The organism is Bacillus sp. AFS002410, assembly GCF_002556365.1.
Taxonomy (GTDB): domain Bacteria; phylum Bacillota; class Bacilli; order Bacillales; family Bacillaceae_G; genus Gottfriedia.
In genome coordinates, this window is the sequence record NZ_NUEU01000104.1 from 1 (window position 1) to 25,826 (window position 25,826).

The 25,826-nt window shown below is 34.1% G+C and carries 25 protein-coding genes and 1 riboswitch; of the genes, 7 read left to right on the forward strand and 18 right to left on the reverse strand.

Annotated features, from left to right (window positions below; genetic code table 11):
- Nucleotides 1-175: 175 nt before the first annotated feature.
- Entirely contained in the window at nt 176-1,339 is a 1,164-nt protein-coding gene (locus CN692_RS24390; RefSeq protein ID WP_098121729.1) for an oxalate decarboxylase family bicupin, read from the reverse strand.
- Between the two features lie 589 nt (nt 1,340-1,928).
- Between CN692_RS24390 and CN692_RS24400 the strand changes: the two genes are divergently transcribed.
- Nucleotides 1,929-3,281, forward strand: coding sequence for an Nramp family divalent metal transporter (locus tag CN692_RS24400; RefSeq protein WP_098121730.1), 1,353 nt, complete (start codon nt 1,929-1,931; stop codon nt 3,279-3,281).
- A 51-nt stretch (nt 3,282-3,332) separates the two neighbouring features.
- On the opposite strand, the gene CN692_RS24405 is transcribed toward CN692_RS24400, so the two are convergent.
- The 4 genes from CN692_RS24405 to CN692_RS24420 form a co-directional block, all read right to left on the reverse strand.
- Complete coding sequence (locus CN692_RS24405) at nt 3,333-4,157, reverse strand: MerR family transcriptional regulator (protein ID WP_098121731.1); 825 nt, start codon at nt 4,155-4,157, stop codon at nt 3,333-3,335.
- Between the two features lie 392 nt (nt 4,158-4,549).
- Nucleotides 4,550-5,437 (reverse strand): alpha/beta fold hydrolase, encoded by an 888-nt coding sequence (locus CN692_RS24410; RefSeq protein WP_098121732.1) that lies wholly within the window; start codon nt 5,435-5,437, stop codon nt 4,550-4,552.
- Nucleotides 5,438-5,511: 74 nt separating this feature from the next.
- Nucleotides 5,512-5,901, reverse strand: coding sequence for a YidH family protein (locus tag CN692_RS24415; protein WP_098121733.1), 390 nt, complete (start codon nt 5,899-5,901; stop codon nt 5,512-5,514).
- 221 nt (nt 5,902-6,122) lie between these two features.
- The gene (locus tag CN692_RS24420; RefSeq protein ID WP_098121734.1) at nt 6,123-8,171 is read right to left on the reverse strand and encodes a sigma-54 interaction domain-containing protein; all 2,049 of its coding nucleotides are present in this window, start codon (nt 8,169-8,171) and stop codon (nt 6,123-6,125) included.
- Between the two features lie 272 nt (nt 8,172-8,443).
- Here CN692_RS24420 and CN692_RS24425 point away from each other — a divergent pair, with 272 nt between their 5' ends.
- Nucleotides 8,444-9,865, forward strand: coding sequence for a YfcC family protein (locus CN692_RS24425; RefSeq protein ID WP_098121735.1), 1,422 nt, complete (start codon nt 8,444-8,446; stop codon nt 9,863-9,865).
- A 28-nt stretch (nt 9,866-9,893) separates the two neighbouring features.
- On the forward strand, nt 9,894-11,066 hold the full coding sequence (gene iadA, locus CN692_RS24430) for a beta-aspartyl-peptidase (RefSeq protein ID WP_098121736.1): 1,173 nt from the start codon (nt 9,894-9,896) through the stop codon (nt 11,064-11,066).
- A gap of 132 nt (nt 11,067-11,198) precedes the next feature.
- Here iadA and CN692_RS24435 read toward each other — a convergent pair whose 3' ends face one another.
- Genes CN692_RS24435 through CN692_RS24450 form a run of 4 tightly spaced genes read right to left on the reverse strand, consistent with a single transcriptional unit; the run spans nt 11,199 to nt 14,961 of the window.
- Nucleotides 11,199-12,389 (reverse strand): M20 family metallopeptidase, encoded by a 1,191-nt coding sequence (locus CN692_RS24435; RefSeq protein WP_098121737.1) that lies wholly within the window; start codon nt 12,387-12,389, stop codon nt 11,199-11,201.
- A 55-nt stretch (nt 12,390-12,444) separates the two neighbouring features.
- A complete protein-coding gene (locus CN692_RS24440) occupies nt 12,445-13,290 on the reverse strand; it encodes a MetQ/NlpA family ABC transporter substrate-binding protein (RefSeq protein ID WP_098121738.1) in 846 nt (281 codons plus the stop codon).
- Complete coding sequence (locus CN692_RS24445; protein ID WP_098121739.1) at nt 13,287-13,955, reverse strand: methionine ABC transporter permease; 669 nt, start codon at nt 13,953-13,955, stop codon at nt 13,287-13,289. The genes CN692_RS24440 and CN692_RS24445 overlap by 4 nt, the downstream gene beginning before the upstream one ends.
- Nucleotides 13,945-14,961, reverse strand: a complete 1,017-nt coding sequence (locus CN692_RS24450) for a methionine ABC transporter ATP-binding protein (protein ID WP_098121740.1) — start codon at nt 14,959-14,961, stop codon at nt 13,945-13,947. Before CN692_RS24450 ends, CN692_RS24445 begins: the two co-directional genes overlap by 11 nt.
- A gap of 169 nt (nt 14,962-15,130) precedes the next feature.
- Nucleotides 15,131-15,248: riboswitch (SAM riboswitch) on the reverse strand.
- 338 nt (nt 15,249-15,586) lie between these two features.
- On the opposite strand from CN692_RS24450, the gene CN692_RS24455 reads away from it, so the two are divergent.
- Nucleotides 15,587-15,712: a GapA-binding peptide SR1P gene (locus tag CN692_RS24455; RefSeq protein WP_098121741.1), complete on the forward strand. Its 126-nt coding sequence runs from the start codon at nt 15,587-15,589 to the stop codon at nt 15,710-15,712.
- Nucleotides 15,713-15,958: 246 nt separating this feature from the next.
- On the opposite strand, the gene CN692_RS24460 is transcribed toward CN692_RS24455, so the two are convergent.
- The 9 genes from CN692_RS24460 to CN692_RS24500 all read right to left on the reverse strand — a co-directional run bounded on the left by CN692_RS24460 (nt 15,959) and on the right by CN692_RS24500 (nt 23,376).
- Entirely contained in the window at nt 15,959-16,750 is a 792-nt protein-coding gene (locus tag CN692_RS24460) for a sulfite exporter TauE/SafE family protein (RefSeq protein WP_098121742.1), read from the reverse strand.
- A 39-nt stretch (nt 16,751-16,789) separates the two neighbouring features.
- On the reverse strand, nt 16,790-17,017 hold the full coding sequence (locus CN692_RS24465) for a sulfurtransferase TusA family protein (RefSeq protein ID WP_098121743.1): 228 nt from the start codon (nt 17,015-17,017) through the stop codon (nt 16,790-16,792).
- A gap of 25 nt (nt 17,018-17,042) precedes the next feature.
- Entirely contained in the window at nt 17,043-18,170 is a 1,128-nt protein-coding gene (locus CN692_RS24470) for an MBL fold metallo-hydrolase (RefSeq protein ID WP_098121744.1), read from the reverse strand.
- Nucleotides 18,171-18,211: 41 nt separating this feature from the next.
- Entirely contained in the window at nt 18,212-18,784 is a 573-nt protein-coding gene (locus CN692_RS24475; protein WP_098121745.1) for a sulfurtransferase TusA family protein, read from the reverse strand.
- Nucleotides 18,785-18,838: 54 nt separating this feature from the next.
- Nucleotides 18,839-19,135, reverse strand: a complete 297-nt coding sequence (locus tag CN692_RS24480) for a rhodanese-like domain-containing protein (RefSeq protein ID WP_098121746.1) — start codon at nt 19,133-19,135, stop codon at nt 18,839-18,841.
- A 22-nt stretch (nt 19,136-19,157) separates the two neighbouring features.
- Complete coding sequence (locus tag CN692_RS24485; RefSeq protein WP_098121747.1) at nt 19,158-19,634, reverse strand: DsrE/DsrF/DrsH-like family protein; 477 nt, start codon at nt 19,632-19,634, stop codon at nt 19,158-19,160.
- 126 nt (nt 19,635-19,760) lie between these two features.
- Nucleotides 19,761-20,021: a metal-sensitive transcriptional regulator gene (locus tag CN692_RS24490; RefSeq protein ID WP_098121748.1), complete on the reverse strand. Its 261-nt coding sequence runs from the start codon at nt 20,019-20,021 to the stop codon at nt 19,761-19,763.
- Nucleotides 20,022-20,259: 238 nt separating this feature from the next.
- On the reverse strand, nt 20,260-21,735 hold the full coding sequence (locus CN692_RS24495) for an aminotransferase class V-fold PLP-dependent enzyme (protein ID WP_098121749.1): 1,476 nt from the start codon (nt 21,733-21,735) through the stop codon (nt 20,260-20,262).
- Between the two features lie 303 nt (nt 21,736-22,038).
- Nucleotides 22,039-23,376, reverse strand: coding sequence for a D-serine ammonia-lyase (locus tag CN692_RS24500; RefSeq protein WP_098121750.1), 1,338 nt, complete (start codon nt 23,374-23,376; stop codon nt 22,039-22,041).
- 160 nt (nt 23,377-23,536) lie between these two features.
- On the opposite strand from CN692_RS24500, the gene CN692_RS24505 reads away from it, so the two are divergent.
- The 3 genes from CN692_RS24505 to CN692_RS24515 all read left to right on the forward strand — a co-directional run bounded on the left by CN692_RS24505 (nt 23,537) and on the right by CN692_RS24515 (nt 25,800).
- On the forward strand, nt 23,537-24,730 hold the full coding sequence (locus CN692_RS24505) for a chromate transporter (protein ID WP_098121751.1): 1,194 nt from the start codon (nt 23,537-23,539) through the stop codon (nt 24,728-24,730).
- A 154-nt stretch (nt 24,731-24,884) separates the two neighbouring features.
- Complete coding sequence (locus CN692_RS24510) at nt 24,885-25,343, forward strand: putative iron-sulfur cluster-binding metallochaperone (RefSeq protein WP_098121752.1); 459 nt, start codon at nt 24,885-24,887, stop codon at nt 25,341-25,343.
- A 1-nt stretch (nt 25,344) separates the two neighbouring features.
- Nucleotides 25,345-25,800: an NUDIX domain-containing protein gene (locus CN692_RS24515; protein ID WP_098121753.1), complete on the forward strand. Its 456-nt coding sequence runs from the start codon at nt 25,345-25,347 to the stop codon at nt 25,798-25,800.
- Nucleotides 25,801-25,826 lie beyond the last annotated feature (26 nt).

The following is a 25,826-nucleotide window of genomic DNA, read 5'->3' on the forward strand; positions in this document are numbered from 1 at the left end:
TAGTAATTTTCAGGATAGTTGCATAAGAATGTCAATATTTATACTTTAACATAGCTAAATATAAAAATAAGACCACACATATTAGACATATCTAAAATGTGTGGTCCCTTTAATTTCAATAGTTTTACTACTTTAACCTAAATATAACGCATGTTAGGTGGTTTTTCTCTTTCTATCAAACTACCGGCCATTTTTGTTTGCGTAGCCTTTCAATTAAATCATTGCCTACATTTAAATTCTCTTTTACTAATTCATGTGGAGTAAGTGCCATCCATTGGTTAAGTGATACATCTTCGAATCGATTACTTTTAAAGATTTCGAGAAACCAAAGGCTTGTGTCTCCTGTATTTTCAATATAATGTCCAAACGCAAATGGTACATATCCTACGTCCCCGGCTCTATAGTTAAAAGTACGTGCATTTCCACTGCCCCCAAATACAGTCATTCGCCCCGTACCAGTTAAATAATATTGCCATTCGTCATTGTTCGGATGCCAATGCATTTCTCTCATTCCACCTGGTTTTATTTCTACAAGAGCGGCAATTGTTTTTGAAATAGGAAAATTAGTAGAATCAACAATCCGTGCTGTTCCTCCTGGAGTAATAATTGGTTTTTGTGCTAGTAAATTATAAGAAAAACTTTTTGGTACACTCCCATACGGATCTTGCACTTGTTGACTTTCGAGAGATTTAGGTACCTCTTCTTGAAAAATATACACTTGTTCCTTAGGGATATTTCCGAAGACATTTTGCGTTGTTCCAAAATTTTTGGCAAGTACTTCCTTAGGAGTATGAGCAAACCAATCTGAAATCGATATTGTATTTAAATCTGAGAAACTCCCATCATCAAAAACGAGTAAAAACTCGCAACCCTCTTCTAGTCCTTGAATTGAATGTGGAATACCTGGAGGAAAGTACCAAATCTCCCCTTCTCCAACGTCCGCTATAAAATTCCGTCCATCTTGATCAACAGCTGTAATTCTAGCTTTTCCTAAAATCATATAAGCCCATTCGGCTTGTTGATGCCAGTGCAGCTCTCTTACTCCCCCTGGAGTTAAGCGCAAATTTACTCCAGCAATTGTAGTAGAGATTGGCAATTCTCTTACAGTTATTTCTCTTGACCAACCACCATGATTTAATTGCATATGAGTATCAGAAAATGAGAATTTCAAATTCGGAATCATTCCCTCGTCTGTTATCGGAGGTACTAGCATATCTGGATTTTCTATATCTCGCATAATATCTCGCGGGCCATTATCTGTCGCTCCTGCGCCATCTGGTCTAATTGGTTGTGGAATGCTACTATTTAATCTTCTCTTTTCATTAAAATAATCATCCATGACTTTCTCCCTTCAGTTCCTAATTACATACCCGTACCAAATATATGTTTTATCTACTTTTACTATGCAGTATTGAAATGTTGCAAAAAAAGAAGCTGTATAAAACAACTTCTTAAAAAGGATAAATATTTTTAGTTTTTTAATTCTTCTACACTCTTTACAATGTCTTTCAAATTACTACATACAAATCAAGCCTCTCCTTTATCAACTTCACCACTTCTTCTGCACTCAAATTCGTATTATTTATTTTTATATAATTTTCCTTTTTAATTTCGTCTTCAATAGAATTTAATCTGTACTTTCCATCTAACTCTCCCTTTTAACTAACTAAATTTTTCGACTAGTATATCACAAATATAAATGGCTAACTTCTCCCATAATCTCAAAATAGTATAGAAAATATTAAAAAAGCAGAAACCAAAGAAAACCCTATTAATCAACGTTTATCAGATATTTACTGAAAATTAGCGAATTATAAAAAATTTTTTATTACAAATAAGAACTATTGTGTTAAAATCAGCATATAATTTAAAAACTTTCCCTAGGGAAAAACTATTAGATGTGTACAATAAAACAGGTGGTGGGAAACATGTCACAAAAAACACAAGAAAAAGTCATTTATGACGAGGCCGGCTGGAGACAGGAACAATCACAACCTAGTTTGCAAGAAGTCCATCGATCATTATCCGTTCCAAAGAAAGCTAGTTCTTTCCGTAAATTTCTTGCATTTGCAGGGCCAGGTTATTTAGTCGCGGTTGGCTATATGGACCCTGGAAACTGGGCAACATCAATAGCAGGCGGATCTGCTTTTAATTACAATTTATTATCGGTTATTTTAATATCAAATCTAATGGCCATCATCCTTCAATCTTTATCTGCTAAATTAGGTATTGTTACTGGTAGAGATTTAGCTCAAGCATGTCGAGACCACTTTAGTAAACCTGTATCATTTGTACTTTGGTTACTTTGTGAAGCTGCAATTGCCGCATGTGACTTAGCTGAATTGATTGGGTCAGCCATCGCTTTAAATTTATTATTTGGTATCCCTTTATTTTATGGTATTTGCTTGACGACTTTAGATATATTTCTTGTTTTAATGTTACAAAATAAAGGATTTAGATACATCGAAGCATTTGTAATTTCTTTAATTATTTTAATTACAGGTAGTTTTGTTTTTGAACTAATCATGTCTCAACCTGATATAAAAGCTGTATTTGGTGGATTCATTCCAAGTTCTCAAGTTATTACAGATCCAAAAATGCTTTATATTTCTTTAGGAATTTTAGGGGCAACTGTTATGCCTCATAATTTATATCTACACTCGTCAATCGTTCAAACTAGAAAGTATGATACATCTGATACGGGCAAAAAAGAAGCAATTAAATTTGCTACAATTGACTCAACAGTTGCATTAATGATCGCATTATTTGTAAATGCAGCAATCTTAATTTTAGCAGCTTCTACTTTTTACAAATCAGGTCATACAAATGTCGCATCAATTGAAGACGCATTCCAGTTACTTACTCCATTACTCGGAACGACTTTAGCAAGTACATTTTTTGGAGTGGCATTGTTAGCCTCAGGTCAAAATTCTACTTTAACTGGTACTCTAGCTGGGCAAATTGTCATGGAAGGCTTTTTAAATATTAAACTTAAACCTTGGATAAGAAGATTAATTACTCGTTTAATTGCTGTTACACCAGCTCTGATCGTAACTTATCTTTACGGTTCAAAAGGAACCGCAGATTTATTAATCCTTAGTCAAGTTATCCTATCATTACAGTTATCATTTGCGGTAATTCCACTAGTTATGTTTACGAATGATCCAAAGAAGATGGGTAAATTTGCTAACAAAACTTGGCTCAAATATATTGCATGGACGATTGCATCCGTGATAGCAGTTTTAAATGTATACTTACTTTGGGCAACATTCTTCAATTAAAAAATAAAAAAGATTGAACAGATGTTTAAGTGACATTTGTTCAATCTTTTTTTATGCTTTATGATTATTTAATTTTTGGTGATAAAAAATACTCGCAAGTCTAATAAATTCCAATTCAAATTCTGGGATCGTATATATTTTTGGCTTTTGATCTTCATGCAAAGACTTAAATCTTTCCCAAGACTTTTTCATACCTTCTTTAATTTGAGGATCATTTTGACTATAGCGATTATTCATCTCCATTAAAAACTTAACTAATTCTTGCGCCTCAGCACTCTCTACTTTATATCCTTCTTGAACAAGCTCAGATAGTTTCTTTCTAAAATATTGATAATCATTTAAATGACGAATATGGTCTTCTTCAGTCCATCCGCGCTTGGCTAATTTTTGTAAAGTTTCTTTAGTGTAAGACTCTTTTGCAATTCCTCTCATCACTTTACGGTCCTCTGTTGATAAATATTGATTTACCCATTCAGGCTTTAAATTAAAATGTGCCAATTGAATTAGCTCTGTAACACTTTCATAATCTATTGAAGCTGAATTGAGGGTTGTTTCTACCTGTTCAATCGCATTTATAATCTTATTAATTTGATTCTTTTTAGCTTCCAACATTGCTTTTTGTTCATTTAACTTTGTAGATAAGTCTAAGCTACTTTCATTTAAAATAGATTGAATATCCTTCAATGAAAAACCTAAAAACTTGAAAGTAAGGATTGATTGAAGCTGAACTAAATCAGAATCTGTGTATAATTTAAAACCTGATTCGTCAGTATTTGTTGGTATTAATAAACCTTGCTGATCGTAGTATCGTAGCGTTCTAACTGAAACAGAAGTTTTTCTTGCAAATTCAGTTATATAATAAAATTTGGTATCCACTTGCTATCCCTCCTATCATTTCACAGTTTATACGGTGACGTCGCGTCATAGTCAATAAAATAATAAAAACCTTTTTTAGAGGGGAACCCCTGATGAGGATCATTTATGCTGATTTTTGCTCTTTTACTTACTCATGAACCCCTCATGAGTAACATTTTTACTGATTTCTACTCTTTTACTTACTCATGAACCCTCTATGAGTAACATTTTTGCAGAATCTTGCTCTTTTGCTTACTCACGAACCCCTTCATGAGTAACACCTTTCTGTTTTTGGCATTTTTACATACTCATAAAGCCTTTATAGGTATGATATTATCAGCTCAATATTGACTAATATTTATCAACACGCTAAAAAACCCTCATAGAGGGTTTTCTTATAACCTATATATTAACTAAACTTCCATTAAAAACTTCTCAACAATTGAAATTTGCTCTTTAGTATTTAATGCAGGCGCATGACCGACTTTAGGTATTGTTTCCATTTGAAAGCTTTGTGTTTCTTTCATTTTTAAAGCTACGTCAAGCGGCAATACGTCTGAAATTTCTCCTCTAATGAGTAAAATCTTTGACTGAATAGCCTCCCAGTAATTCCACAAGTTTAGATCTTCAGAGTGTTGGAATTGCAATGCAATTTTAGGATCATAATCAGGGCTAATTCCACCTTCATCTCTTCTGCGGCAAGAGTTTTGAGTAAAGTCATTCCATTCTTCTTCACTTGAAACACCAAATGAGTTGTAAATTAACTTATAGTAGTTCTTCAATTCAGTAAATGTTTTAAATGCGGGAGGTGCACCTACATAAGAAATAATTCTCTTAATTCCTTCAATGTCTTGAGGTTGATTTTCTGAAGCACCTGCACCAATATCATTTAATACTAAATGAGAAATTCGCTTTTGATGTTCGGGTGTTCCTGCAAGTCGCATTGCAATTGCTCCACCCATTGATGTTCCTACCCAGCGAACTTGTTCAATCTCTAATCGATCTAATAAACCAATCGCAATATTTACATAGTTTTCAAAACAGTAGTCCTGTTCAGGGTTAGCACTCCACTGACTAAATCCTCGTCCAATTGTATCGGGGCAAATTACATGATAATTCTTTGCTAAATGACGCGCTAAAATATCAAAATCGCGACCATTTCTAGTTAATCCATGCCAACAAACAACCGTTGGATTTTTTCGATCGCCCCATTCTGTAAAATGAAGCTCCATTCCATTAATTGTTTCAAATCGAGATATAGGATTTAAAATATTAATCACTCCATTCGTTTTACTGTCCACTCTATTAAATATTCGATTTTTTTTTAATTATCCCTATAAAAAGGACAGGCAAACGGAGGATTTTTAAACTGTTTTCATTTAAATAATAATAAGGAAAGATACATCACAATCATGAATATTAAAAAAGAAAATAAAATCGATACAAGAATAACTGAATTATTCGCAGGTATAAATTTTCCATTTTGAATTTCTTTCCGCTTTTTACTGTATTGCATTGTAGCTAATACTCCTGTAATAAAACCTACAACACATGCATAAATCCCAAGAAAAACTGCTAGTGTATTAATGAAATAATTATCGCTAATTTTAATCGTAAAATGAATTGAGGTTGTTAAAAATCCTACACCAGTGATCGAAATTGCTGTACGCAACCATGCTAAATATGTTCTTTCATTTGCTAAATGCTGTTGTGCATATTTAACACTTTCATCAGGTAATTCTTTTTGATTATTTAAGGATTCCATTATTAATTACTCCTTACTTATAAATCATCAATCAAATAAATCAGAAAAAACTTTCTTCTTTACAATTAGTTTACACTCTCTAAGTTAATTTATCGTAAAGTTCTGCTTACGATTATATGAAGTAGCCTGGGAAATGAAAACTACTAGTAAATTAGAAATGCCCTAAAAATAACTTTTTTAGGGCATTTCCGTGTGAATTAACTTTCTCTATTTTGTTCGGATTAAATCGTTTTTGACATAAGATGCTGCAAGTAATCTACACCATCTGTAGTGATTTTTGTACCTGCTCTACCTCTACCTTTTGTTATAAACCCAATTGATTCCAAGTGATCTAAACGAAGCCTAATTTGTTGAGTTGTTAAAAATGTGCCAGATTTTTTACTACTATTTGAAATAAATTCTCGGCTTGCAGATTTACCTGAATCATTACACTGTTTTATTGCTTTTAAAATAATAATATGTTCTTTTAATTCAAGCATACTAGTCGGCAATTTAAATACATTAGTTTCTAAATCAGATGATTCGTTGAAATCTGAAAGAATATAATGTGGAAAATCGTTCTTACTAATAATATGTCCATCACATACCGTCAGCATATAATCGATCATACCTTTTAATTCTCGAATATTACCAAACCAATCACGTAGCATTAAATCTTCTAATACATCATTCTGCATCGGGATCCACTTACCACTTTTCGTTATAAAATGCTTTGTTAATATTGGTATATCACTTCTTCTTAGTCGCAATGGAGGAATAAAAAGGCTTAAAACGTTCAGTCGGTAAAACAAGTCCGTACGAAATGCACCTTCTGATATTTTTTGTTGAATGTTCTTATTCGTTGCTGCAATCACTCGAACATTAATCGGAATAATTTTCCTACCACCTATTCTACGAATTTCCTGTTCTTGTAGAACCCGTAATAAATGTGACTGAACGTTTAAACTAATATCTCCTATTTCATCTAAGAAAATAGTGCCTCCATCTGCCATTTCAAAAAGGCCTTTTTTCCCACCCTTTTTAGCCCCTGTGAACGTCCCTTCTTCATAGCCAAACAATTCGCTCTCTAGTAAGCTCTCGGTAAACGCACTACAATTTACTGCCAAAAATGGTCCATTCTTTCTAAGTGAGTGTTGATGGATCGAATGTGCAAAAAGTTCTTTTCCCGTCCCTGTTTCACCTTGAATTAGGATGGGATGTTCAGCAACTGCAAGCTTTTTCGCGATTGCCTTGCATTTAACAATCGACTGATGTTCACCGATAATATCATCAAAATCATATCTAGCATAAAATCCTTGGTTTCTAAACTCTCTTTGTGCTGTTTTTTCAATTTCGACTGCTTGATTTACACTTTTAAACGTCGCTACAACCCTATCTTCTTCTTTAATAAAAAATCGATAGATTACAATATCAACGTTATTTATTGTAAAAAACTTACTTTCTTCTTCTCCATTTAAAATAAATTCTTTAATTATTTGCTGCGAAATGATTTGATCAATCTTTTTCCCTACAGCGTTTTCAGTTGTTATTTGATAAAGTGCCGCTAATCGATCATTAAACACTGTAATCGTACGAAATTTATCAATTGCTAAAATACCATCATCAACTGCATCAACGACATTTTGAATATGTTCATTTACTTTTTTGGTTTCATGCTCTGCAAGTATGAGCTTTCTTTGCAATTCAATAATATTTCGGATGTATTTCTCTGAAATTAAGGAAGCAATTGCTTTATCCAGATGACAGTATTCAACAATTTGCAAGATCGTCGTCATATCAAAAAGACGTACGCCAATATCAATGACTTCATTTATATGATGTGGACATAGATGAGTTTCACCCGGGGAAATAGCTATATTTATGTCAGGATAATAGACTTGATCTAATTTGTAAGGAAAATAGTCCAAGTGATTAATACCCAATTGATACAAAGACTGAATCAACTCAATTGTAGAATTATAGTCATCATTAACTACTAGTACTTTTGTTTCTCTAGTAATCCTTAAGAGCTTGTCTAAGTTTTCATGATTAGGCGTTCTTTTCCCAACCATTACATTCTTCGCATGAATAGGAGCCATTTTTTCTGACTCTATTTTCGCTTCATTTGATGAATAAAGAATAATATCATCCTTTAATTCATAATCAAACCCTTCTTCAATTGAATAACTTTTTATTGATAAATAGTCTCCTAACAAATGTGAAAGTTGACTATACAATGCCTGTTTTGTTTTTACACTTCCTGTTATTAATGTTAGAGACATTTTCACAATACAACACCATGCCTTATCTTAAGTAATTGGGTTTATTATAACACCAAAAGAACCAAAAACACCCAAATAAACCCGTAAATAGATTAGACCATCTTAAAAGTAGCCTTTTTAAATTTGGCACACTATTTGCTTAATATAAGAAAGTAGTCGTCATTTTAATAAATTGGATTCTATTAAAGGAGGAAAGGGGACAGCTTTATTATTTTCATATTTTCTTATTAAAAACGAAGGGATTTATTAACTGTTTCTATTCTATTAAAAGGAGAAAATAGATGAATCAACTACAATCACAGGAAATGATACCTAAAACTATCGCTAAAAAAGAAAGAACAACAAATGTTTTTGCATTATTACTTATCATTTTAGCAGTCGCGACAATCCTTACTCATTTTTTACCAGCAGGTGAATATGCACGAATTGATCGTGCTGGACATACTACAGTAGATCCAAATTCGTTTAAATGGATTAAATCAACACCAGTTAGTTTTTTCGAGATGACAAAAGCAATTCATTTAGGAATGATAGAAGCTGCAAATATCATCTTTTTTATTTTAATTATCGGCGGATTTTTTGGAGTATTAAATGCTACCGGAACAGTTGAAGTATTAATATCGACAATGGCTAAAAAGTTAGCTGCTCGTGAAAAGTTGTTAATCCCAATTATGATGTTTTTCTTTGCTATAGGTGGTTCTTTAATGGGGATGGCTGAAGAAACATTAGCCTATATTCCATTATTAATTCCACTAGCACTCGCGTTAGGTTTTGACACAATTACAGGAACGGCAATTGTATTAGTTGGTGCATCTTCAGGTTTTACAACAGCAATAATGAATCCTTTCACAGTTGGAATTGCACAAGGAATAGCTGAACTACCTACCTTTTCAGGAATTGGCTTTCGACTAGTATTATTTGTGATTGTTTATCTTGTTTCTGTCCTATTCGTTTACCGTTATGCAATGAAGGTATTGAAAAATCCTACCATAGGAATTTATGGCAAGTACTCATCCGAGCATACAAATGTGATTTTAACATCTAAAGAAAAACTCACTTCAAGACATAAACTAATTTTTATGGCGTTTCTTATCAATTATATCGTTCTAGCTTTTGGCGTAATAAAGTATCAATGGTATATTACAGAAATTGCTGCGTTGTTTATCATTCTAACTGTTGTAATTGGAATCATTGGAAAATTATCTATTGATCATCTCGTTAAATCATTCACTCAAGGTTCCGCTTCATTAATAACCGGTGCACTCATTATTGGCGTATCGCGTGCAATAGTAGTAGTTTTAAACCAAGGTCATATCGTTGACCCAATGCTTCATGAGGTTTCAGAAGGAATTAAGCATATCCCCTCTTACTTAAGTGTTATTGGAATGTATAATTTCCAAACTGCCATCCACTTTATATTAGCGTCTGGGAGTGGACATGCAATGTTAACAATGCCAATTATGGCACCGTTAGCTGACCTATTAGACATAACACGTCAAACCGCTGTCTTATCTTTCTCCTTTGCAGATGGAATAGGAAACATCATTTTCCCAACAGCAGGTACATTAATGGCAGGACTGGCAATTGCAGGGATTCCGTGGACTAAATGGGCTAAATGGATTTTCCCATTAGTATTTCTTCAATATTTGATTGGATTAATAGCAGTACTGGTCGCTCACTATATTCACTACGGCCCATTTTAAAATATTACAATATTAGGAGGATCACAAGTTGTTAACTTTAATAAAAAACGGTCAAGTATACACACCACATTCGATCGGTCGCAAAGACATACTAATTGCGGGCGGAAAAATTATCTTAATAGGGGATCATATTCCACTACCTCCAGACTCATACAATTGCAACATAATAGATGCTACCAACAATATTGTAGTACCAGGTTTTATTGATTCACATGTCCATATTATCGGTGGAGGAGGAGAAGGCGGCTTCAAAACACGCACGCCAGAACTCATGTTAACTTCTGCTACTACTGCAGGTGTCACTACTTTAGTTGGCTTACTTGGTACAGATGGAACAACAAGAAGAATGGAAAGTCTTCTTGCAAAGGCAAGAGGTTTAGAGGAAGAAGGAATTACATGTTATATTCAAACAGGTTCTTATCATGTCCCCGTAAAAACATTAACAAGTAAAATTGAAGATGACATCATATTAATTGATAAAATAATTGGTGTCGGTGAGATCGCTATTTCAGATCACCGTTCTTCAGAACCCACATTTGAAGAATTGGTAAAAATCGCTACTGCTGCACGAAATGGTGGGATTTTGTCTAGTAAGGCTGGAGTATTGGAAATTCATGTGGGCGATGGATCAGATAAACTTTCTCTATTACATGAAATAATAGATAAAACAAACATCCCAATGCGTCATTTCCATCCTACACATATTAATCGTAATGAAGAGTTATTTGAGGCAGGAATTCAATACGCTCTAAGAGGTGGATATGTCGATTTTACAACGAGTACAATCCCTCAGTTTTTAGAGGAAGGTGAGGTCAAGTGTAGCAAAGCATTACGATTGATGCTCGATCACGGTGTACCTATTGGGAATATTACCTTTTCATCTGATGCACAAGCAAGTCTCCCTTATTTCGATAAAAATGGTGAGTATCTTGGCCTTCAAGTCGGAAAGATGTCCTCTCTTTTCCAAGAAGTAAAAGATGCAATATTAGAGGAAGCAATTCCATTAGAAACAGCTATTCAAGTGATCACATCCAATCCTGCACAAGTGCTAAAGCTACCTCAAAAAGGCTGTTTACAAATAGGTAAGGATGCAGATCTTGTATTATTACAACATGATAATTTGGAGATTGAGACTGTTATTGCAAACGGCAAGATTATGTTAGAGAAAGGAATTCCGATCGTTAAAGGAGCATTCGAGTAAGGAGAAATAAACCAGAAAACGCTCTTAGTTATTCTGGTTTTTAAATTGTAATCATTACTTAAAAACCGAAAATCGAAAGAACTATCAAAATAAAAAGGTCAGAATGATGGTTTTTCTGACCTTTAATGTTAATTATTTTTCTGTTTGTTGAAATTCTGTTTGAATCTTTTCCAAAAGTTTATGATCAGTAATTAATCGGTAACCAGTTAAAGCCAATGCCTTTGCACCCTTGATGAGAGCGTGATCACCTTGTAGCGACCGAGCAGCTTCGCGGAATTCATTCGTATGAGCTACTAAATCATCAGGTCCAATTTTTATATATGCGTGGGAAGTCGGAACTACATGGCTGACATTACCAGCGTCAGTCGATCCAATCCCTCCGTTTTTGCCACTAATTGTTTCTCCTAATAAAGCTAATTCTTCACCTACGATGCTATCAAGTGATTGATTGATAATAAAGTCGTGGACTTCATTTTGGAATCTCTCAATTTTCACAGTGCTGCCAGTTGCAAGCGCCGCTCCTTCGGCAATATTACGAATCTTAGTTGAAACCTCTTCCGTAGTCTTCCATGTACTAGCACGGATGAAAAATCTCGCTGAAGCGTATTCTGGAATAATATTAGGCGCATCGCCTCCGTGAGTGATAATTCCGTGTATTCGTACATCACTAGTAAGTTGCTGACGAAGGGCATTTATTCCATTAAATAATTGGATTACGGCATCTAGTGCATTAATTCCGTGTTCTGGGGAACCAGCCGCATGGGCCGCTCTACCATAAAAGTGGAAGTCCAATGGATCTACTGCAAGAGATGGGCTTGTTAATCCTGTTTTACCACTTGGGTGAATCATAAGAGCTGCATCAACACCTTCTAATAATCCATTTTTTACGAAACTACCTTTTGCACTTCCATTTGGTCCTCCCTCTTCCGCAGGAGTTCCAAATATGACAACCTCTCCCCCAGTCTCAGAAATTACTTCGGCAAGGGCGATTCCTGCAGCCACACTCGTAGTCCCAATAATATTATGTCCACATGCATGACCAAGACCAGGCAGTGCATCGTATTCTGCTAAAAAGGCAATCGTCGGGCCTTGCTTAGACGATTTTTTTCGTGCTACAAAGCCTGTTTCATGTCCGGCGATATTACGCGTTACATCAAAACCAGCTTCTACTAATGTTTTAGTGTGTGTTTCTGAAGCAAAGAACTCTTGATTGCCTATTTCAGGTTTCTCATGTATTTGATGACTAATTTGAATGTATGTTTCTTTCAATTCCTCAATACTTTTCACAATTTGGTCTCTATGCGTTTCAGTTTTAACTGTCATGTCATTATTCTCCCCTTTGCTCTCTTATATAAGAAATGAAGTTCAAAATACAATCTTATAAATTTTTGATTTTCCCAATGGTAACGACAACCGGAACCGTCGCACCTTTGTCACGTTTAATAATGTAGTCATGAACTTCTTTTGATTGGTATGCCTTCACAATTTTTAAATAATCCTTATCATTTTTATTCTTTGTACGGGATGCAATAACATTAATATATGGCATAGCAGCTTTATCATTTGGATCTTCTTTATAAAGTGGGTCTTTTGCAGGATCTAATCCGGCTTGAACAGCAAAACCATTGTTAATGATAGCTGCACCTACATCATCTAATGATCTAGCTGTTTGACCTGCAGCAATCGGTTTGATTTTTAGATGCTTAGGATTCTCTTTAATTTGTTCAATACTTCCTTTAGGGTCAAAATTATCTACTAAACTAATTAACTTTGAAGATTGTAATAGTTTAAGTGCACGTCCTGCATTCGTTACGTCATTTGGAATGGTAATCGTTGCACCTTCTGGGATATCATTTAGATTTTTATATTTATGAGAATAAATTCCCATTGGGGCAATAACAGTGGAACCAATCGCAGAAATATCTAAATTATGATCCTTTTTAAATTGGTTCATGTATGTGATTGTTTGAAAAGCATTTAAATCAAGACTACCATCGTTAAGTGCTGTGTTTGGCTGTACATAATCTGAAAAAGAAATGATTTTCAACTTAATGCCATCATTTTTTACTTGTTTTTGGACAATTCTCCAAAGTTCACCGTCATCACCGTTTATTCCAATCTTAATTGTTTTGTTTCCATTACCTGATGATTCTTTAGAACCACACGCTGCTAATACCGAAACGGTAAATAATAATACTGCAAAAATACTAAAAAACTTTTTCATCCTCTTTTCCTCCTCACATATCTTGACCACGTATTTCCTAAGCTTTGAATGATTTGAACAATAAATACCAGCAATACAACAGTAATGATAATAACGATTGTTTCAAATCGTTGATAACCATATGTAATCGCTAAGTCACCTAAACCACCAGCCCCAACAGCACCCGCTGCTGCGGTTGAACCAATTAGTCCAATCGTTGCTGTTGTAAATGACAATATTAACGATGGGATCGCCTCAGGTAAAATAAACTTAGTAATAATTTGAAACTTCGTAGCTCCCATTGCATAGGCTGTTTCCAGCACTCCCTTATCTACTTCTAGCATTGAGTTCTCAATCAATCTTGCCAAATAAGGTCCAACGAAAATTGATAGCGGAACGATTGCCGCAACTACACCAATTGATGTTCCAGTTATTAATCTAGTAAACGGAATAATGGCAACTAGTAAAATGATAAATGGCACAGATCGTAAAATATTAATAATTGTATTTAACACCGTAAATACGGGTCTGTTTGCCATTATATGTCCCGGCCTTGTTACAACTAGGATAATACCTAATGGCAAACCTATAATTGTTCCAAAAATAAATGAACCGAGTACTGTCAGAAATGTTTCATTGCATGCTTGCAGAAACTGTGGCCAAAAGAATTCCCAATTAAGCTCCATTTAACTCAACCTCCTTTACATCTATTCCTTTTTCCAAAATATATTTAATAGCTTTTTCACTCTCTTCTTCTGCCCCATCTAGTGCAACAAGCAAATTCCCATATGGTCTTTCCTGCAGCTCTGTAATAGATCCATAAAGAATGTTTAGGTGAATATCGAACTTTTTAAGGACCTCTGATAATAGAGGATTGGCAGCCTTTTCTCCTAAAAAGACTAATTGATAATATTTTCCCTTTGCCAATGAGTTCGATAACTTAGGAGGTACCTCATGGTGTAATACAGTGTTAACGAAATTCTTTGTAATGCTTTTTTGTGGACTCGTAAAAACATCGTACACATGGCCTTCTTCAACAATTTCTCCATTCTCAATGACGGCAACTTTGTCACATAAATCACGAATGACACTCATTTCATGCGTGATTAGGAAAATAGTAAGATTATAAGATTTATTTACCTTCCTTAAAAGCTCCAGTACATTCTTCGTTGTTTCAGGGTCCAATGCTGATGTTGCCTCATCGCAAAGCAGAACGTCCGGGTCTGTTACTAATGCCCTTGCTATTCCCACTCTTTGCTTTTGTCCTCCCGATAAATGCCCTGGATAAACATCTTGTTTCCCCGAAAGTCCAACAAATTCAATTAATTCCATTACCTTTTTTTGAACATCACTTTTCTTCTTTCCTTCAAGGTAAAGCGGCATCGCAATATTATCGAACACCGTTTTCGCTGAAAGTAGATTAAAGTGCTGGAATATGACGCCAATTTTTCTACGCGTCTTTCGTAACTCCTCATTATTCAAAGCCATCAAATCTAAACCATCAATCAGAACTGATCCTTCTGTAGGTTCTTCAAGTCTATTTAAACAACGAATCAATGTACTTTTACCTGCTCCAGAAAAGCCAATGATTCCATAAATCTCTCCCTTCTCAATTTTCATATTAATATTATTTAGAGCTTTAATTGGTGGCCTTCCAGGATAAACCTTGGAGACATTTTTAATCTCAATCAAACTTATTCCTCCAATGCTAGTAATCTTAAATATAACAAAGTATTCTTATGTGTAAACTAGGTTTTATATGTGTGTTTCCCCCTTTTTTCGCTTGTAAACTATCAAAAAACCCCTCTCCTTATCCAATAACACAGATAAGAAGAGGGGTTAAATATATAAGCCACTTTACTTCTTATCTTTCAAATCGCTTAAACGATTTGCAGGAATTAGCACGGTATTTGTTACGAAACAACAAACCCGTTGCCGAGGTATCGTAGGGCCAGTCCCTCCACCTCTCTGGATAAGTAATAGAAATTATTAAGTTTTAAAATTATTGAGTTAATATTATCCCTCTTTTTTTAATACGTCAAGTATTATTTTAGAATTTTTTTGAGGGTTTTTGGTTAAAAATAGTAATTTTTTCTGTTTACATTAATTAGCATATGCTTACCAAAAACATATTTTCATATAGTTTTTTTATCTATTTTTTAATACCAAGAAAAAAATATTTTGAGTCGATTTTTGTTAAGAAACCTTGCTAATTCAACGTTTTCTCCCCATGGACTTTTTCCGTCCACAGGGTAGGTAAAGTCCCTGGAGAAATAACGAATTGAACGTGCTATAGTGGGTGTAGGGGGTGTTTCTCATGCAAATTTTAATATGTAAAGAATGTGAAGAAACTATTGAGTACGCGGAGTATAAAAAAATAGTAAAAATCTATTCAACATGCGAACATTGCAAAACCGAAGAAAGTACTTCAACTTTAAAATAATTTAATACACTAAGAAAATAGATAAATTTTGTTATAAAGACTTTAATGCAAATGGGATCTTCATTAAAAAAATGAAGATCCTTTTTTCTTTATATTTTACTAACATTAGTATTTAATACCTCACATCCTAATTTTAACTCTTGGTTGTTCGTATTCGATAGTTATCTTGTTAATTACATAAAAAAGGGAGAAAAAAACAGCAAAACTCTCATAAAAGTTTTGCTGCTTTTTAAACTAAATCCCTATTCAAGTAATCCATGTTTTAATAATCGTAAACCATATTTTCAAAGCAGTAAATCCGATTAACACTGCTAAAATTCCTCGTAAAACCTGCGTTTTTGTTTTTTTGCCTATTTTTGCTCCTAATGGTGAAGCAATTAGACTTGCAATTACTACGATAATAGTAGGCAAAATTGTAACTTGGCCGGTAGAGACTTTACCGATTGTAACACCTATTGAAGAAATGAATGTAATTGCTAACGAAGAAGCAATTGTAATTCGTGTTGGTATTTTTAAGATTGTTAGCATGATTGGTACTAAAAGAAATGCTCCGCCTGCTCCGACTATTCCAGCACTAGTACCAACGACAAATGCTAAACCTGCCGCAAGCCATATATTGATTGAGATTTGACCACTTTCTGCTATTTCAATCTCTTTTCTAGGAATGAACATTAAAATGACCGCAACCATTGCTAAAATACCGTAAACAAGATTAATCCCATGCTCTGAAAGTAGATTTGAACCGAATCCTCCAAGAAAACTTCCGATTAGTACACTTATTCCCATACTTAATATAACTTTTTTATTTAAATAACCACTTTTACGATAGCTTAATACTCCACCTAAAGTTGCAAATACTACTTGCACGGCACTGATCCCCGAAACTTGATGTGAAGTGAAAGATGCAAATCCTAATAATGGAGGTACAAATAATAACATTGGATAGTTTATAATCGCTCCGCCTATCCCTACCATGCCTGAGATGAAAGAACCAATAAAGCCAACTAAAAACAGTACTAAAATTAAGGTCCAGTCCAATTGAAGACCCCCTATAATTGAAACTATGAATCGATTAATTTATCCTTTTTTGATCCAAAATTTTAATACATTATTTTCTTCTACATATTCTAGTAATTCATGACCACCTGATTTAGCCCAAGCTGCTAGATCATTTTTAGCCCCTTTATCTGTGACGTGAATTTCTAGTACGTCACCTACACCAATTTCTGCAATTGCCTTTCTTGTTTTTACAATTGGGATTGGGCATGCTAAGCCTTTTGCATCTAGTAATTTTGTTGATTCCATTTTAGTTTCCTCCTTGTTTTTTTACTTATCTTACCGCACATCGATTTGGACCAATTTCCATTCCTCTTTGTGTTTCTTCATCTAAATCTATTTTTCCCATATTCATTTCACGAATTTCTTGATACGAGTTTGGTTGTGGTGGTAAATTCTCGGTAACTGTTTTTCTAAATTCGTTCTCATCTTCAATGTTCAAGCCATGATTCTCAGCAAATAAATAGCCAAGTTTTTTATAAACGCTACCGTCTTCATTTAATTCGCCGATTACCATGAAGTGTGAAGGGAGTACGATTAATTCTGTTGATAAGTTTCGATATTTTTTATAAAGTGTCTCACGCAGATCCCCTACCCAATCTTCCGCCATCCCAGCTAGATCAGGTCTTCCAATTGAATCGATAAATAAAATATCACCGGAAAGAAGAAAGCTGTCGTCAACTACAAATGATGTTGAACCGATTGTATGGCCTGGTGAATATAAAGCCTCAATACTAATTGATGACTCACCAATCATTATTTTATTTCCATCTTCTAATGGACTATATTCAAAAGTTACGCCTGATGCATCTTTTGAAGATAACCAGTATGTTGCGTCAGTTAGCTCAGCAATTTTTCTTCCACCAGAAATATGGTCTGCATGAAGATGAGTATCTAATACATGTGTAATTTTAGCGTTCTTTTTGTTTGCAAAATTGATGTATATATCTGTCATTCGAGTTGAATCGATAATAGCAGCTTCTCCATTTGAAATAATCATGTAAGATAAACATCCTTTACCGATTCTCACAAATTGGTATAGTTCTCCGCCGTTTTTTAACTCTGCAATTTTTACTGGCTCTAAATACTCGCTCCACTCTTTCATTCCACCTGCAAGATATGCTACATCTAGCCCCTCGTCTGAAAGCATCTCCGCGATCATAATTGAAGATCCTTCTTTCGCACACACTACTAAAACTTCTTTATTTGAAGGGATATTTTGTAAAATATCCTCAACCCCATCAAGCAAATCAAAATAAGGTATATTTAAATGTTCAAAATTTAAACCTTCAATTTTCCAGTCATTGTAGTCGTCAGTATTTCGAACATCTAATATAAATAGCTCATCTTTATTAACTATTTTTTTTGTAATCTCTTCTGCAGACATTGAAGTGACTGTCATTATTTATACCCCCTACCGTATAATTTTCACTAAAAAAATATTTATCCTCTAATGCTAACTGTTTCTCCAGGCCACTCGCTCATTCCAGGTAAAACATTATATACGTTAGTAAAGCCATTTGAAGCAAGCATTTGAGCTGCAAGATCGCTACGGTTTCCAGTCCTGCAAACAATATATATTTCGCTATCTTTATTTAACTCAGTCAAACGATTTTCTAATTCACCTAAAGGAATCGATACAGCATTTGGGATGTGGTTAAATACGAATTCCGCTTCTTCTCTTACATCTAAAATGAGAGCATCTTCGCTTTTTATTTTTTTGTTTAGTTCATCATTTGATATGATGTTTTCAAACTTTTTTTCATCCGTATTTTCATCCGAAGATTTTCTTAAATAATGTAACAATACTTCTCCGTTTTCGATTGTTCCTAAATACTGATTTCCAGTACTTTCCGCCCAAGCTTTAATGTCTGCTTTTGATCCTCGATCAGTTGCTTGAACCTCGATTACTTGCCCATTTTCTAATTCCTTCATTGCCTTTCTTGTCTTCACAATCGGCATTGGACATGCTAAGCCTTTAGCATCTAATTTTACGTTTGATTTTATGAATTCCATCTTCAGTCCTCCGTACATTAAATACCATCAGGGGTATCTATTTGTTAAAAAAAATTATTCTACGCTTCCTTCCCAAGAAAGCATGCCGCCTATCATATTTTTTGCATTATAACCATGAGATTGTAAGAAATCCGTTGCACGACCACTTCTAGCTCCAGAGCGACAGACCATGATATATTCTTTTGATTTATCTAATTCGTGTAATCGAAATTCAATTAATCCAAGCGGTATATGAATTGCCTCTGGAATCTTACCCGCAGCAACTTCATCTACTTCGCGAACGTCAATGATCTTTACTTCTTTCCCCGTTTTTAAATGATTCTCAAGTTCAATCGAAGTTATTTCTTTCATGTTTATCAAGTCTCCTTTTGAATTAAATAAATAAGTTAACTTTACCTTCCTCGGCTTCACCAATGTAAGCTGCTACACCTGCATACTCAATATTATCTAATAATTCTTCTGAATGAAGTCCTAGTAAATCCATTGTCATTGTACAAGCAACTAAATTGATTTCTTGCTCTTGTGCCATCTCAATTAGTTGCGGCAATGGTAGTGCATTATGCTTTTTAATAATATCCTTAATCATTTTGGGCCCAAACCCGGCAAAATTCATTTTAGAAAGTCCCATTTTATTTGCGCCTCTAGGCATCATCTTTCCAAACATTTTTTCAATAAAACCTTTTTTCGTTGCTACATGCTCATCTTTACGTAGAGCATTTAGTCCCCAAAATGTATGAAAAATAGTTACTTCGTGATCAAAAGCTGCTGCTCCATTCGCAATAATGTAAGCTGCCATCGCTTTATCGTAATCTCCACTAAATAGAATGATATTTGTTTTCTTCGTTGTCATATTCTTTCTCCTTATCGTTCTTTATACCCACTGGGGTATATAACAAAACAAAAAAATATATCTTATATATACTGTTACCCCTATGGGTATATGATATAAAAATAAAAAACGGTGCAAATTCGCATTTTATCTACTTTTTACAAGAAGATTTACAGCTTCTTTTACTAAATCTTCAGCATCTTGCCCATTTTCACTTGCATTTCGGACGCAATCAACTAAGTTCGAGCTTACAATTACACCAATCGTACGATCCAAAGCTGATTTAACTGCTGATAATTGAGTTATGACTTCTTTACAATCTTTATCTTCTTCCATCATTTTTAAAATGCCACGAAGCTGTCCTTCTACTCGCTTTATTCTATTTTTTACTGGATCATTATATTTCATTAAATCACCCCTAACTGACCGTACTAAATAAGCTTAACATAGAATATATGTGGAATATTCTTATACGTAATATATACCCCATAGGGTATATTGTCAATCAATTAAATTTAAACAAGTTTGGTTATCTAATGGCAATTTTTTCGTAAATCTTTACTATATTGAAAACTGCATGAAACTCTATCAGTAAAAAAGATCACACCGGAGTGATCTTTTATAAAGTTATCAATACTTTAGGTTTTTAAGATTTCACTGCCATTTCCATCTCAAAATAAGTGCCCACTTCCATAACTGCTTCGTCTTTATGAATAAAGTCATTTTTTTCTTTTAAATAAATGTAGTCTTTTGACCATTCAACAATATTTTCAATTAGGTCTTTTAAAGCACTAGTAAAAATTAATACTTCTTCATTCGTTGTTGTTGGATGCACACTCATACGAATCCAGCCAGGTTTCACACTTATATTTCCATTGTCGATTTCATCTGTAATTGACTTAGACATTTCTCTTGTGATGTTTAATAGCATATGTCCATAAGTTCCCGCACATGAACAACCACCGCGTACTTGAATTCCGAAACGATCATTTAATAATCTAACGACTAAATTATGATGAATATCCTTTAAGTAAAAAGAATAAAAGCCTAAACTGTGATTCATTGAATCTTCAAGTAACACAACATTTTCAATTGTTCTCAGCTCAGCTAATACGATTTGTGCTAATTCTTCTTCTCGATTTAATATATTTGTTGTGCCCATTGCATCTTTTACTTTTATAGCAAGAGCTGTTCTGATTGTTTGAAGAAATCCTGGAGTCCCTCCATCTTCTCTTTCGCGAATATTATTAATATATTTTTTCTCACCCCATGGGTTCGTCCATTCAACTGTTCCTCCACCTGGGTGATCCGGTATCTTATTTTGATATAAAGAAGAGTCAAAAATTAATACTCCGCTACTGCCAGGTCCTCCTAAAAACTTGTGTGGAGAAAACAAAATTGCATCAAGTTTTTCCATTGGATCACTAGGATGCATATCAATGTCAACATATGGCGCTGAAGCTGAGAAGTCAACAAAACAAACACCATTGTATTCATGCATTAATCTAGCTAGTTGATGATAAGGTGTAATTAAACCAGATACATTCGAGCAAGCACTAAATGATCCAATTAATTTTCGCTTATTTTTATAAAACTCAAGTCGTTCTCTTAAAAATTCTAAATCGACTACATGATTGGCACAATTAGGTATAATTTCTACATCACAAATTGTTTCTAACCATGAGGTATGATTGCTATGATGCTCCATGCTTGTGATAAATACAACCGGTCTTTCTTCTTCAGGTAAACTTAAACGGAAATGAAAATTCTCATGAATTTTTAGCCCTAAAATACGTTGAAACTTATTCATTACGCCCGTCATTCCTGAACCATCAGTAATGATTGTATCGGAAGCGCTTGCATTCACATGTTCCTTGATGATGCTTAATGCTTCGTGGTAGCAATTCGTCATCGTACTTCCTGTTATATTCGATTCAGTATGTGTATTTGCAACATACGGCCCAAATGTTGAAACTAGTTTTTCTTCAATTGGTTGATATAATCTACCGCTAGCAGCCCAATCTAAGTAGATAATTTTTTGCTCACCAAATGGTGATAAAAATAGTCTTTCATTTCCAATAATTTCTTTTCTAAATTGTGAAAAATACTTTTCTAAATTCAATTTTATCGCTCCTAATGAGAATATGGTTTGTGCTTTTTAATTTAAAAGCTTTGTTAAATGGATTACGTTAATACCAAGTATTCCAATACCCAATGGGGTATTATTTTTTTTGAAATTGAAGCCATCCGTGCATAACGGAATGGCTTTTATCATCCATTTTTAACATAGCAATTAAAAAGAAAATATCTTGCGTCAAAATCTAAATAGAAAACTTATTTACATATACAAATATATGTCAAATTATTCTGCATTAAAAGAATTTTTTCACTTTTATAACATTAAAAAAATTTAACACTATACATTTTATTTAAAAAGTGAGCCTTTTTGATAGTACTCTTTCATCATTTTTTCCGGTACCATACTGCCACCCGTACCCCAAATAATATGAGTACTATTCTCCATTTTTGCTAACAAATTATTTTTTAGTAAATATTTACTACCTTCTTTAAATAACTTTATTGGGCCGATCATACCAGCTAGTGCTGATGGTTCTAAATAAATATTTTCAGTATCAGCTAGATCGGCTAACATCGAATATAGTTTTTCATCACTGATTGTATAGCTACCGCTTAAAAGTGGTCCCATCACTTTTCCAACAAATCCAGATGGTCTACCAACTGCTAGTCCGTCAGCTGCTGTTATATTATCAATTCCAAAATCTTGTACAGAAACTTTTTCATTTAGTCCAGTCATTAATCCAAGTAACATACAAGGAGAATGAGTTGGCTCGGCAAAGAAGCAATGAACATTATCTTCGAATAATAATTTCAATCCAAATGCAACACCACCAGGTCCTCCTCCTACACCACAAGGTAAATAAACAAATAAAGGATTATTTTCATCAACTGTAATATCCATTTCCTCTAATTGCTTTTTCAAACGTGAGGCTGCTACTGCATACCCTAGAAATAAATCATGTGAATTTTCATCGTCCACAAAATAACATGTAGGGTCTGCTTCCGCCTGTTTTCGCCCTTCCTCTACTGCCTTACTATAATCCGCTTCGTACTCAACAACATGAACGTTTTTACTTCTAAGCAAATCCTTTTTCCATTGCTTTGCATCTGCTGACATATGTACTGTTACTCTAAAACCTAACTTTGCGCTAATAATCCCGATACTTAGTCCTAGATTCCCTGTAGAACCGACCGCGATTGAATATTGTGAGTAGAATTCTTTAAATTTGTCGCTTGCTAAAATCGAATAATCATCTTCTCGCGTTAATAACTCATGCTCAAAAGCTAAGTCTTCGGCATGCTTTAAGATTTCATAAATGCCACCTCTTGCTTTTATAGAACCAGATATCGGTAAATGACTATCACATTTTAATAATAGTTCTCCAGATATAGATTGGTGGTAATTTTTCTCTAATGATTGTTTCATGGACGGGATTTGTACTAAAGGAGATTCAATCATCCCATTTGTGACTTGAGTTTCTGGAAAAACCTTTGAAATATATGGGGCAAAGCGTTTTAATCGCTCATCTGCGTCCTTAACGTCATCTTGAGTAAGAGGTGAGTTTTTTATCGCTGATTGAAACTCCACAAGTTTAGGATTTAGCCAAAAATATTCGTCTAAATTAATCAGTTGCTCTAGCATAGGATACATTTTTTTATATGTCTGGATATTTATTTTCTCCATCTATTTTCCACCTAACTTTAATCATTTTATTTGTAGTTTAACAGATATCATGCCCTTCCTGCCCTTAATGTAAATCTTATGTAAAAGTCTATGAAACTTCATTGGTTTAGAAGATGAATGAAACTATACTATTTATAAGTAATTGCAACTGGAGGAAAATATGAATCTTAACCATAAAAATAAGAAGTTAAATGTTTTACTAGAATTATTGATTGTTTCTACTAAACTAGGCTTAACTTCGTTTGGAGGACCTATTGCTCATTTAGGTTATTTCCATAAAGAATATGTAAGAAAAAGAAATTGGATTGACGATAAAAGCTATGCAGACTTAGTAGCACTATCACAGTTTTTACCAGGGCCGGCTAGTAGCCAAGTTGGAATTGGTATCAGTGTATTACGTGCAGGAATATTGGGCGGAATCGTTTCATTTATTGGATTTACATTGCCTTCTGTAATCGTACTTATTTTATTCGCATTATTTCTACACGGCTTCAATCTAAACAATTCTGGATTAATCCACGGTTTAAAGTTGGTTGCTGTCCCGATTGTCGCACAAGCTATTTTGGGCATGATCAAGAACTTAACTCCTGATTTAAAAAGGAAAGCAATTGCGTTATTTGCAATGATAGCTACATTAATTTGGCAATCAACTTCAACTCAAATATCAGTCATTTTAATTTCTTCAATACTCGGATATTTCCTATTTCAAGATAATGAAAACAGTGATAAAACTACGCTTGTTACTAATATCTCAAAAAGGTTTTCCGTAATTTGTCTAGCTCTATTTTTTATTTTATTGGCCGTATTACCTTTAATTAATTCTTTTACAACATCTAAATGGATATCATTATTTGACAGTTTTTATAGGGCTGGATCCATGGTATTTGGAGGAGGCCATGTCGTTCTTCCTTTACTTGAACGTGAGTTCGTCCCAACAGGGTGGCTAAGCAAAGAAACCTTTTTGGCGGGATATGGCGTGACACAGGCTGTACCTGGACCATTATTTACGTTTGCAGCCTATTTAGGAACTATTATGAAGGGTTGGCAAGGAGGATTAATCGCAACGATTGCCATCTTTTTACCTGCATTCCTACTTATTTTCGGTACGCTACCTTTTTGGTTAAGTATGCGTCGCAATTCAAATTTAAGGCGAGCTTTATTAGGCGTAAACGCTGCAGTAGTCGGGATTTTAATCTCAGCTTTTTGTAACCCAATATGGATTAGCTCAGTGTTATCCATTTATGATTTTGTGATTGTGGCTGTACTGTTTAGTATGTTGGTGTTTATGAAATTGCCACCCTGGATTATAGTAGTTGTCGGAGCTATTTGTGAAGAAATTTTATCTAGATTCTAAAGTAGTTGATGATTCATATATGATTGCTAAAAACTTAAAATAAATGCGCTTTTAAAGTAAATTGTTGATTTCCTTATACGACTAAATGGCAGATTAGTGCAATAAGGAATGGTATAATTTTGATATAAAATCGATTCTCAAGGAGAGAAAAATCATGAGCGATTGTTGTAAAGTAAATGATTCTTTGCCAAAAGAGGTTCATTCCTGTTCGACTTGTGGAGTAGTTGGTAAAAAGTTAAAAACGATTACTCTAAAATCAATGTTAAAGCCATCATCCTTGGAGTTACTTAATGCAGAATTAGACCATTTTTTTTGTTCAACTGCTGACTGTGAAGTGGTATATTATGATTCGGAGAAGAATTCATATACTACATCCGAAATAAAAGTTCCTGTTTTCCAAAAAGAAATTTCACTTGAAGCGCCTGTTTGCTACTGCTTTGATTGGACAAAAGAAAAGATTCAACAGTTCGTTACAAAAGAAGATAAGCAGAATCCAATTGAACACATTCGAGAAAACATTAAAGCAAATCGATGTGGTTGTGAAATCAATAATCCTCAAGGTAGTTGTTGTTTAGCAAACGTTACGAAGTTTATTACTCAAATTGGAGGTTAATATGAATTATTGTGATGCTATGAGAGAAAAGATTGGTAATGATCCTTTAATTATTGTGCGACCAAGTGTAGCGATTCTAAACCAGATCGGAGAGATTTTACTTTATCGATACATAGGTGGAACTTGGAGTATTCCAGGTGATATTTTACAGTTAAATGAGTCGGTTGAAGATTGTCTAAAACGTAATATCCTTCGTGATATTGGACTAACAATTAACAAGTTAACTTTATTTGGTGTCTATTCAGGCAAGGAATTAATAAATCGAGTAGAAGAAAGTGGAGATGAATACCAAACTGTAGCGATCGGTTATTTATGTGCAGATTATGAGGGAAAAATAGCACCTGACCAGAATCAAGGAATTGAAGCAGAATTTTTTGCTTTAAATGAATTACCTGAGAATATTGATCCTTTTATCAAAAATAAATTAGTAGAATTAAAAACTCAATTTAAAAAGTAGCATGTTTTTTATTCAACTAGTCGAGT

What these genes read in the sequence shown, in the direction of transcription:
- CN692_RS24400 (WP_098121730.1), top strand. Translation starts at nt 1,929, where the DNA reads ATGTCACAAAAAACACAAGAAAAAGTCATTTATGACGAGGCCGGCTGG.
- CN692_RS24510 (WP_098121752.1), top strand. Translation starts at nt 24,885, where the DNA reads ATGAGCGATTGTTGTAAAGTAAATGATTCTTTGCCAAAAGAGGTTCAT.
- CN692_RS24465 (WP_098121743.1), bottom strand. Translation starts at nt 17,017, where the DNA reads ATGGAATCAACAAAATTACTAGATGCAAAAGGCTTAGCATGCCCAATC.
- CN692_RS24500 (WP_098121750.1), bottom strand. Translation starts at nt 23,376, where the DNA reads ATGGAGAAAATAAATATCCAGACATATAAAAAAATGTATCCTATGCTA.
- CN692_RS24440 (WP_098121738.1), bottom strand. Translation starts at nt 13,290, where the DNA reads ATGAAAAAGTTTTTTAGTATTTTTGCAGTATTATTATTTACCGTTTCG.
- CN692_RS24505 (WP_098121751.1), top strand. Translation starts at nt 23,537, where the DNA reads ATGAATCTTAACCATAAAAATAAGAAGTTAAATGTTTTACTAGAATTA.
- CN692_RS24475 (WP_098121745.1), bottom strand. Translation starts at nt 18,784, where the DNA reads ATGGAATTCATAAAATCAAACGTAAAATTAGATGCTAAAGGCTTAGCA.
- CN692_RS24445 (WP_098121739.1), bottom strand. Translation starts at nt 13,955, where the DNA reads ATGGAGCTTAATTGGGAATTCTTTTGGCCACAGTTTCTGCAAGCATGC.
- CN692_RS24390 (WP_098121729.1), bottom strand. Translation starts at nt 1,339, where the DNA reads ATGGATGATTATTTTAATGAAAAGAGAAGATTAAATAGTAGCATTCCA.
- CN692_RS24455 (WP_098121741.1), top strand. Translation starts at nt 15,587, where the DNA reads ATGCAAATTTTAATATGTAAAGAATGTGAAGAAACTATTGAGTACGCG.
- CN692_RS24470 (WP_098121744.1), bottom strand. Translation starts at nt 18,170, where the DNA reads ATGACAGTCACTTCAATGTCTGCAGAAGAGATTACAAAAAAAATAGTT.
- CN692_RS24415 (WP_098121733.1), bottom strand. Translation starts at nt 5,901, where the DNA reads ATGGAATCCTTAAATAATCAAAAAGAATTACCTGATGAAAGTGTTAAA.
- CN692_RS24425 (WP_098121735.1), top strand. Translation starts at nt 8,444, where the DNA reads ATGAATCAACTACAATCACAGGAAATGATACCTAAAACTATCGCTAAA.
- CN692_RS24515 (WP_098121753.1), top strand. Translation starts at nt 25,345, where the DNA reads ATGAATTATTGTGATGCTATGAGAGAAAAGATTGGTAATGATCCTTTA.
- CN692_RS24490 (WP_098121748.1), bottom strand. Translation starts at nt 20,021, where the DNA reads ATGAAATATAATGATCCAGTAAAAAATAGAATAAAGCGAGTAGAAGGA.
- CN692_RS24435 (WP_098121737.1), bottom strand. Translation starts at nt 12,389, where the DNA reads ATGACAGTTAAAACTGAAACGCATAGAGACCAAATTGTGAAAAGTATT.
- CN692_RS24480 (WP_098121746.1), bottom strand. Translation starts at nt 19,135, where the DNA reads ATGAAAGAAATAACTTCGATTGAACTTGAGAATCATTTAAAAACGGGG.
- CN692_RS24485 (WP_098121747.1), bottom strand. Translation starts at nt 19,634, where the DNA reads ATGACAACGAAGAAAACAAATATCATTCTATTTAGTGGAGATTACGAT.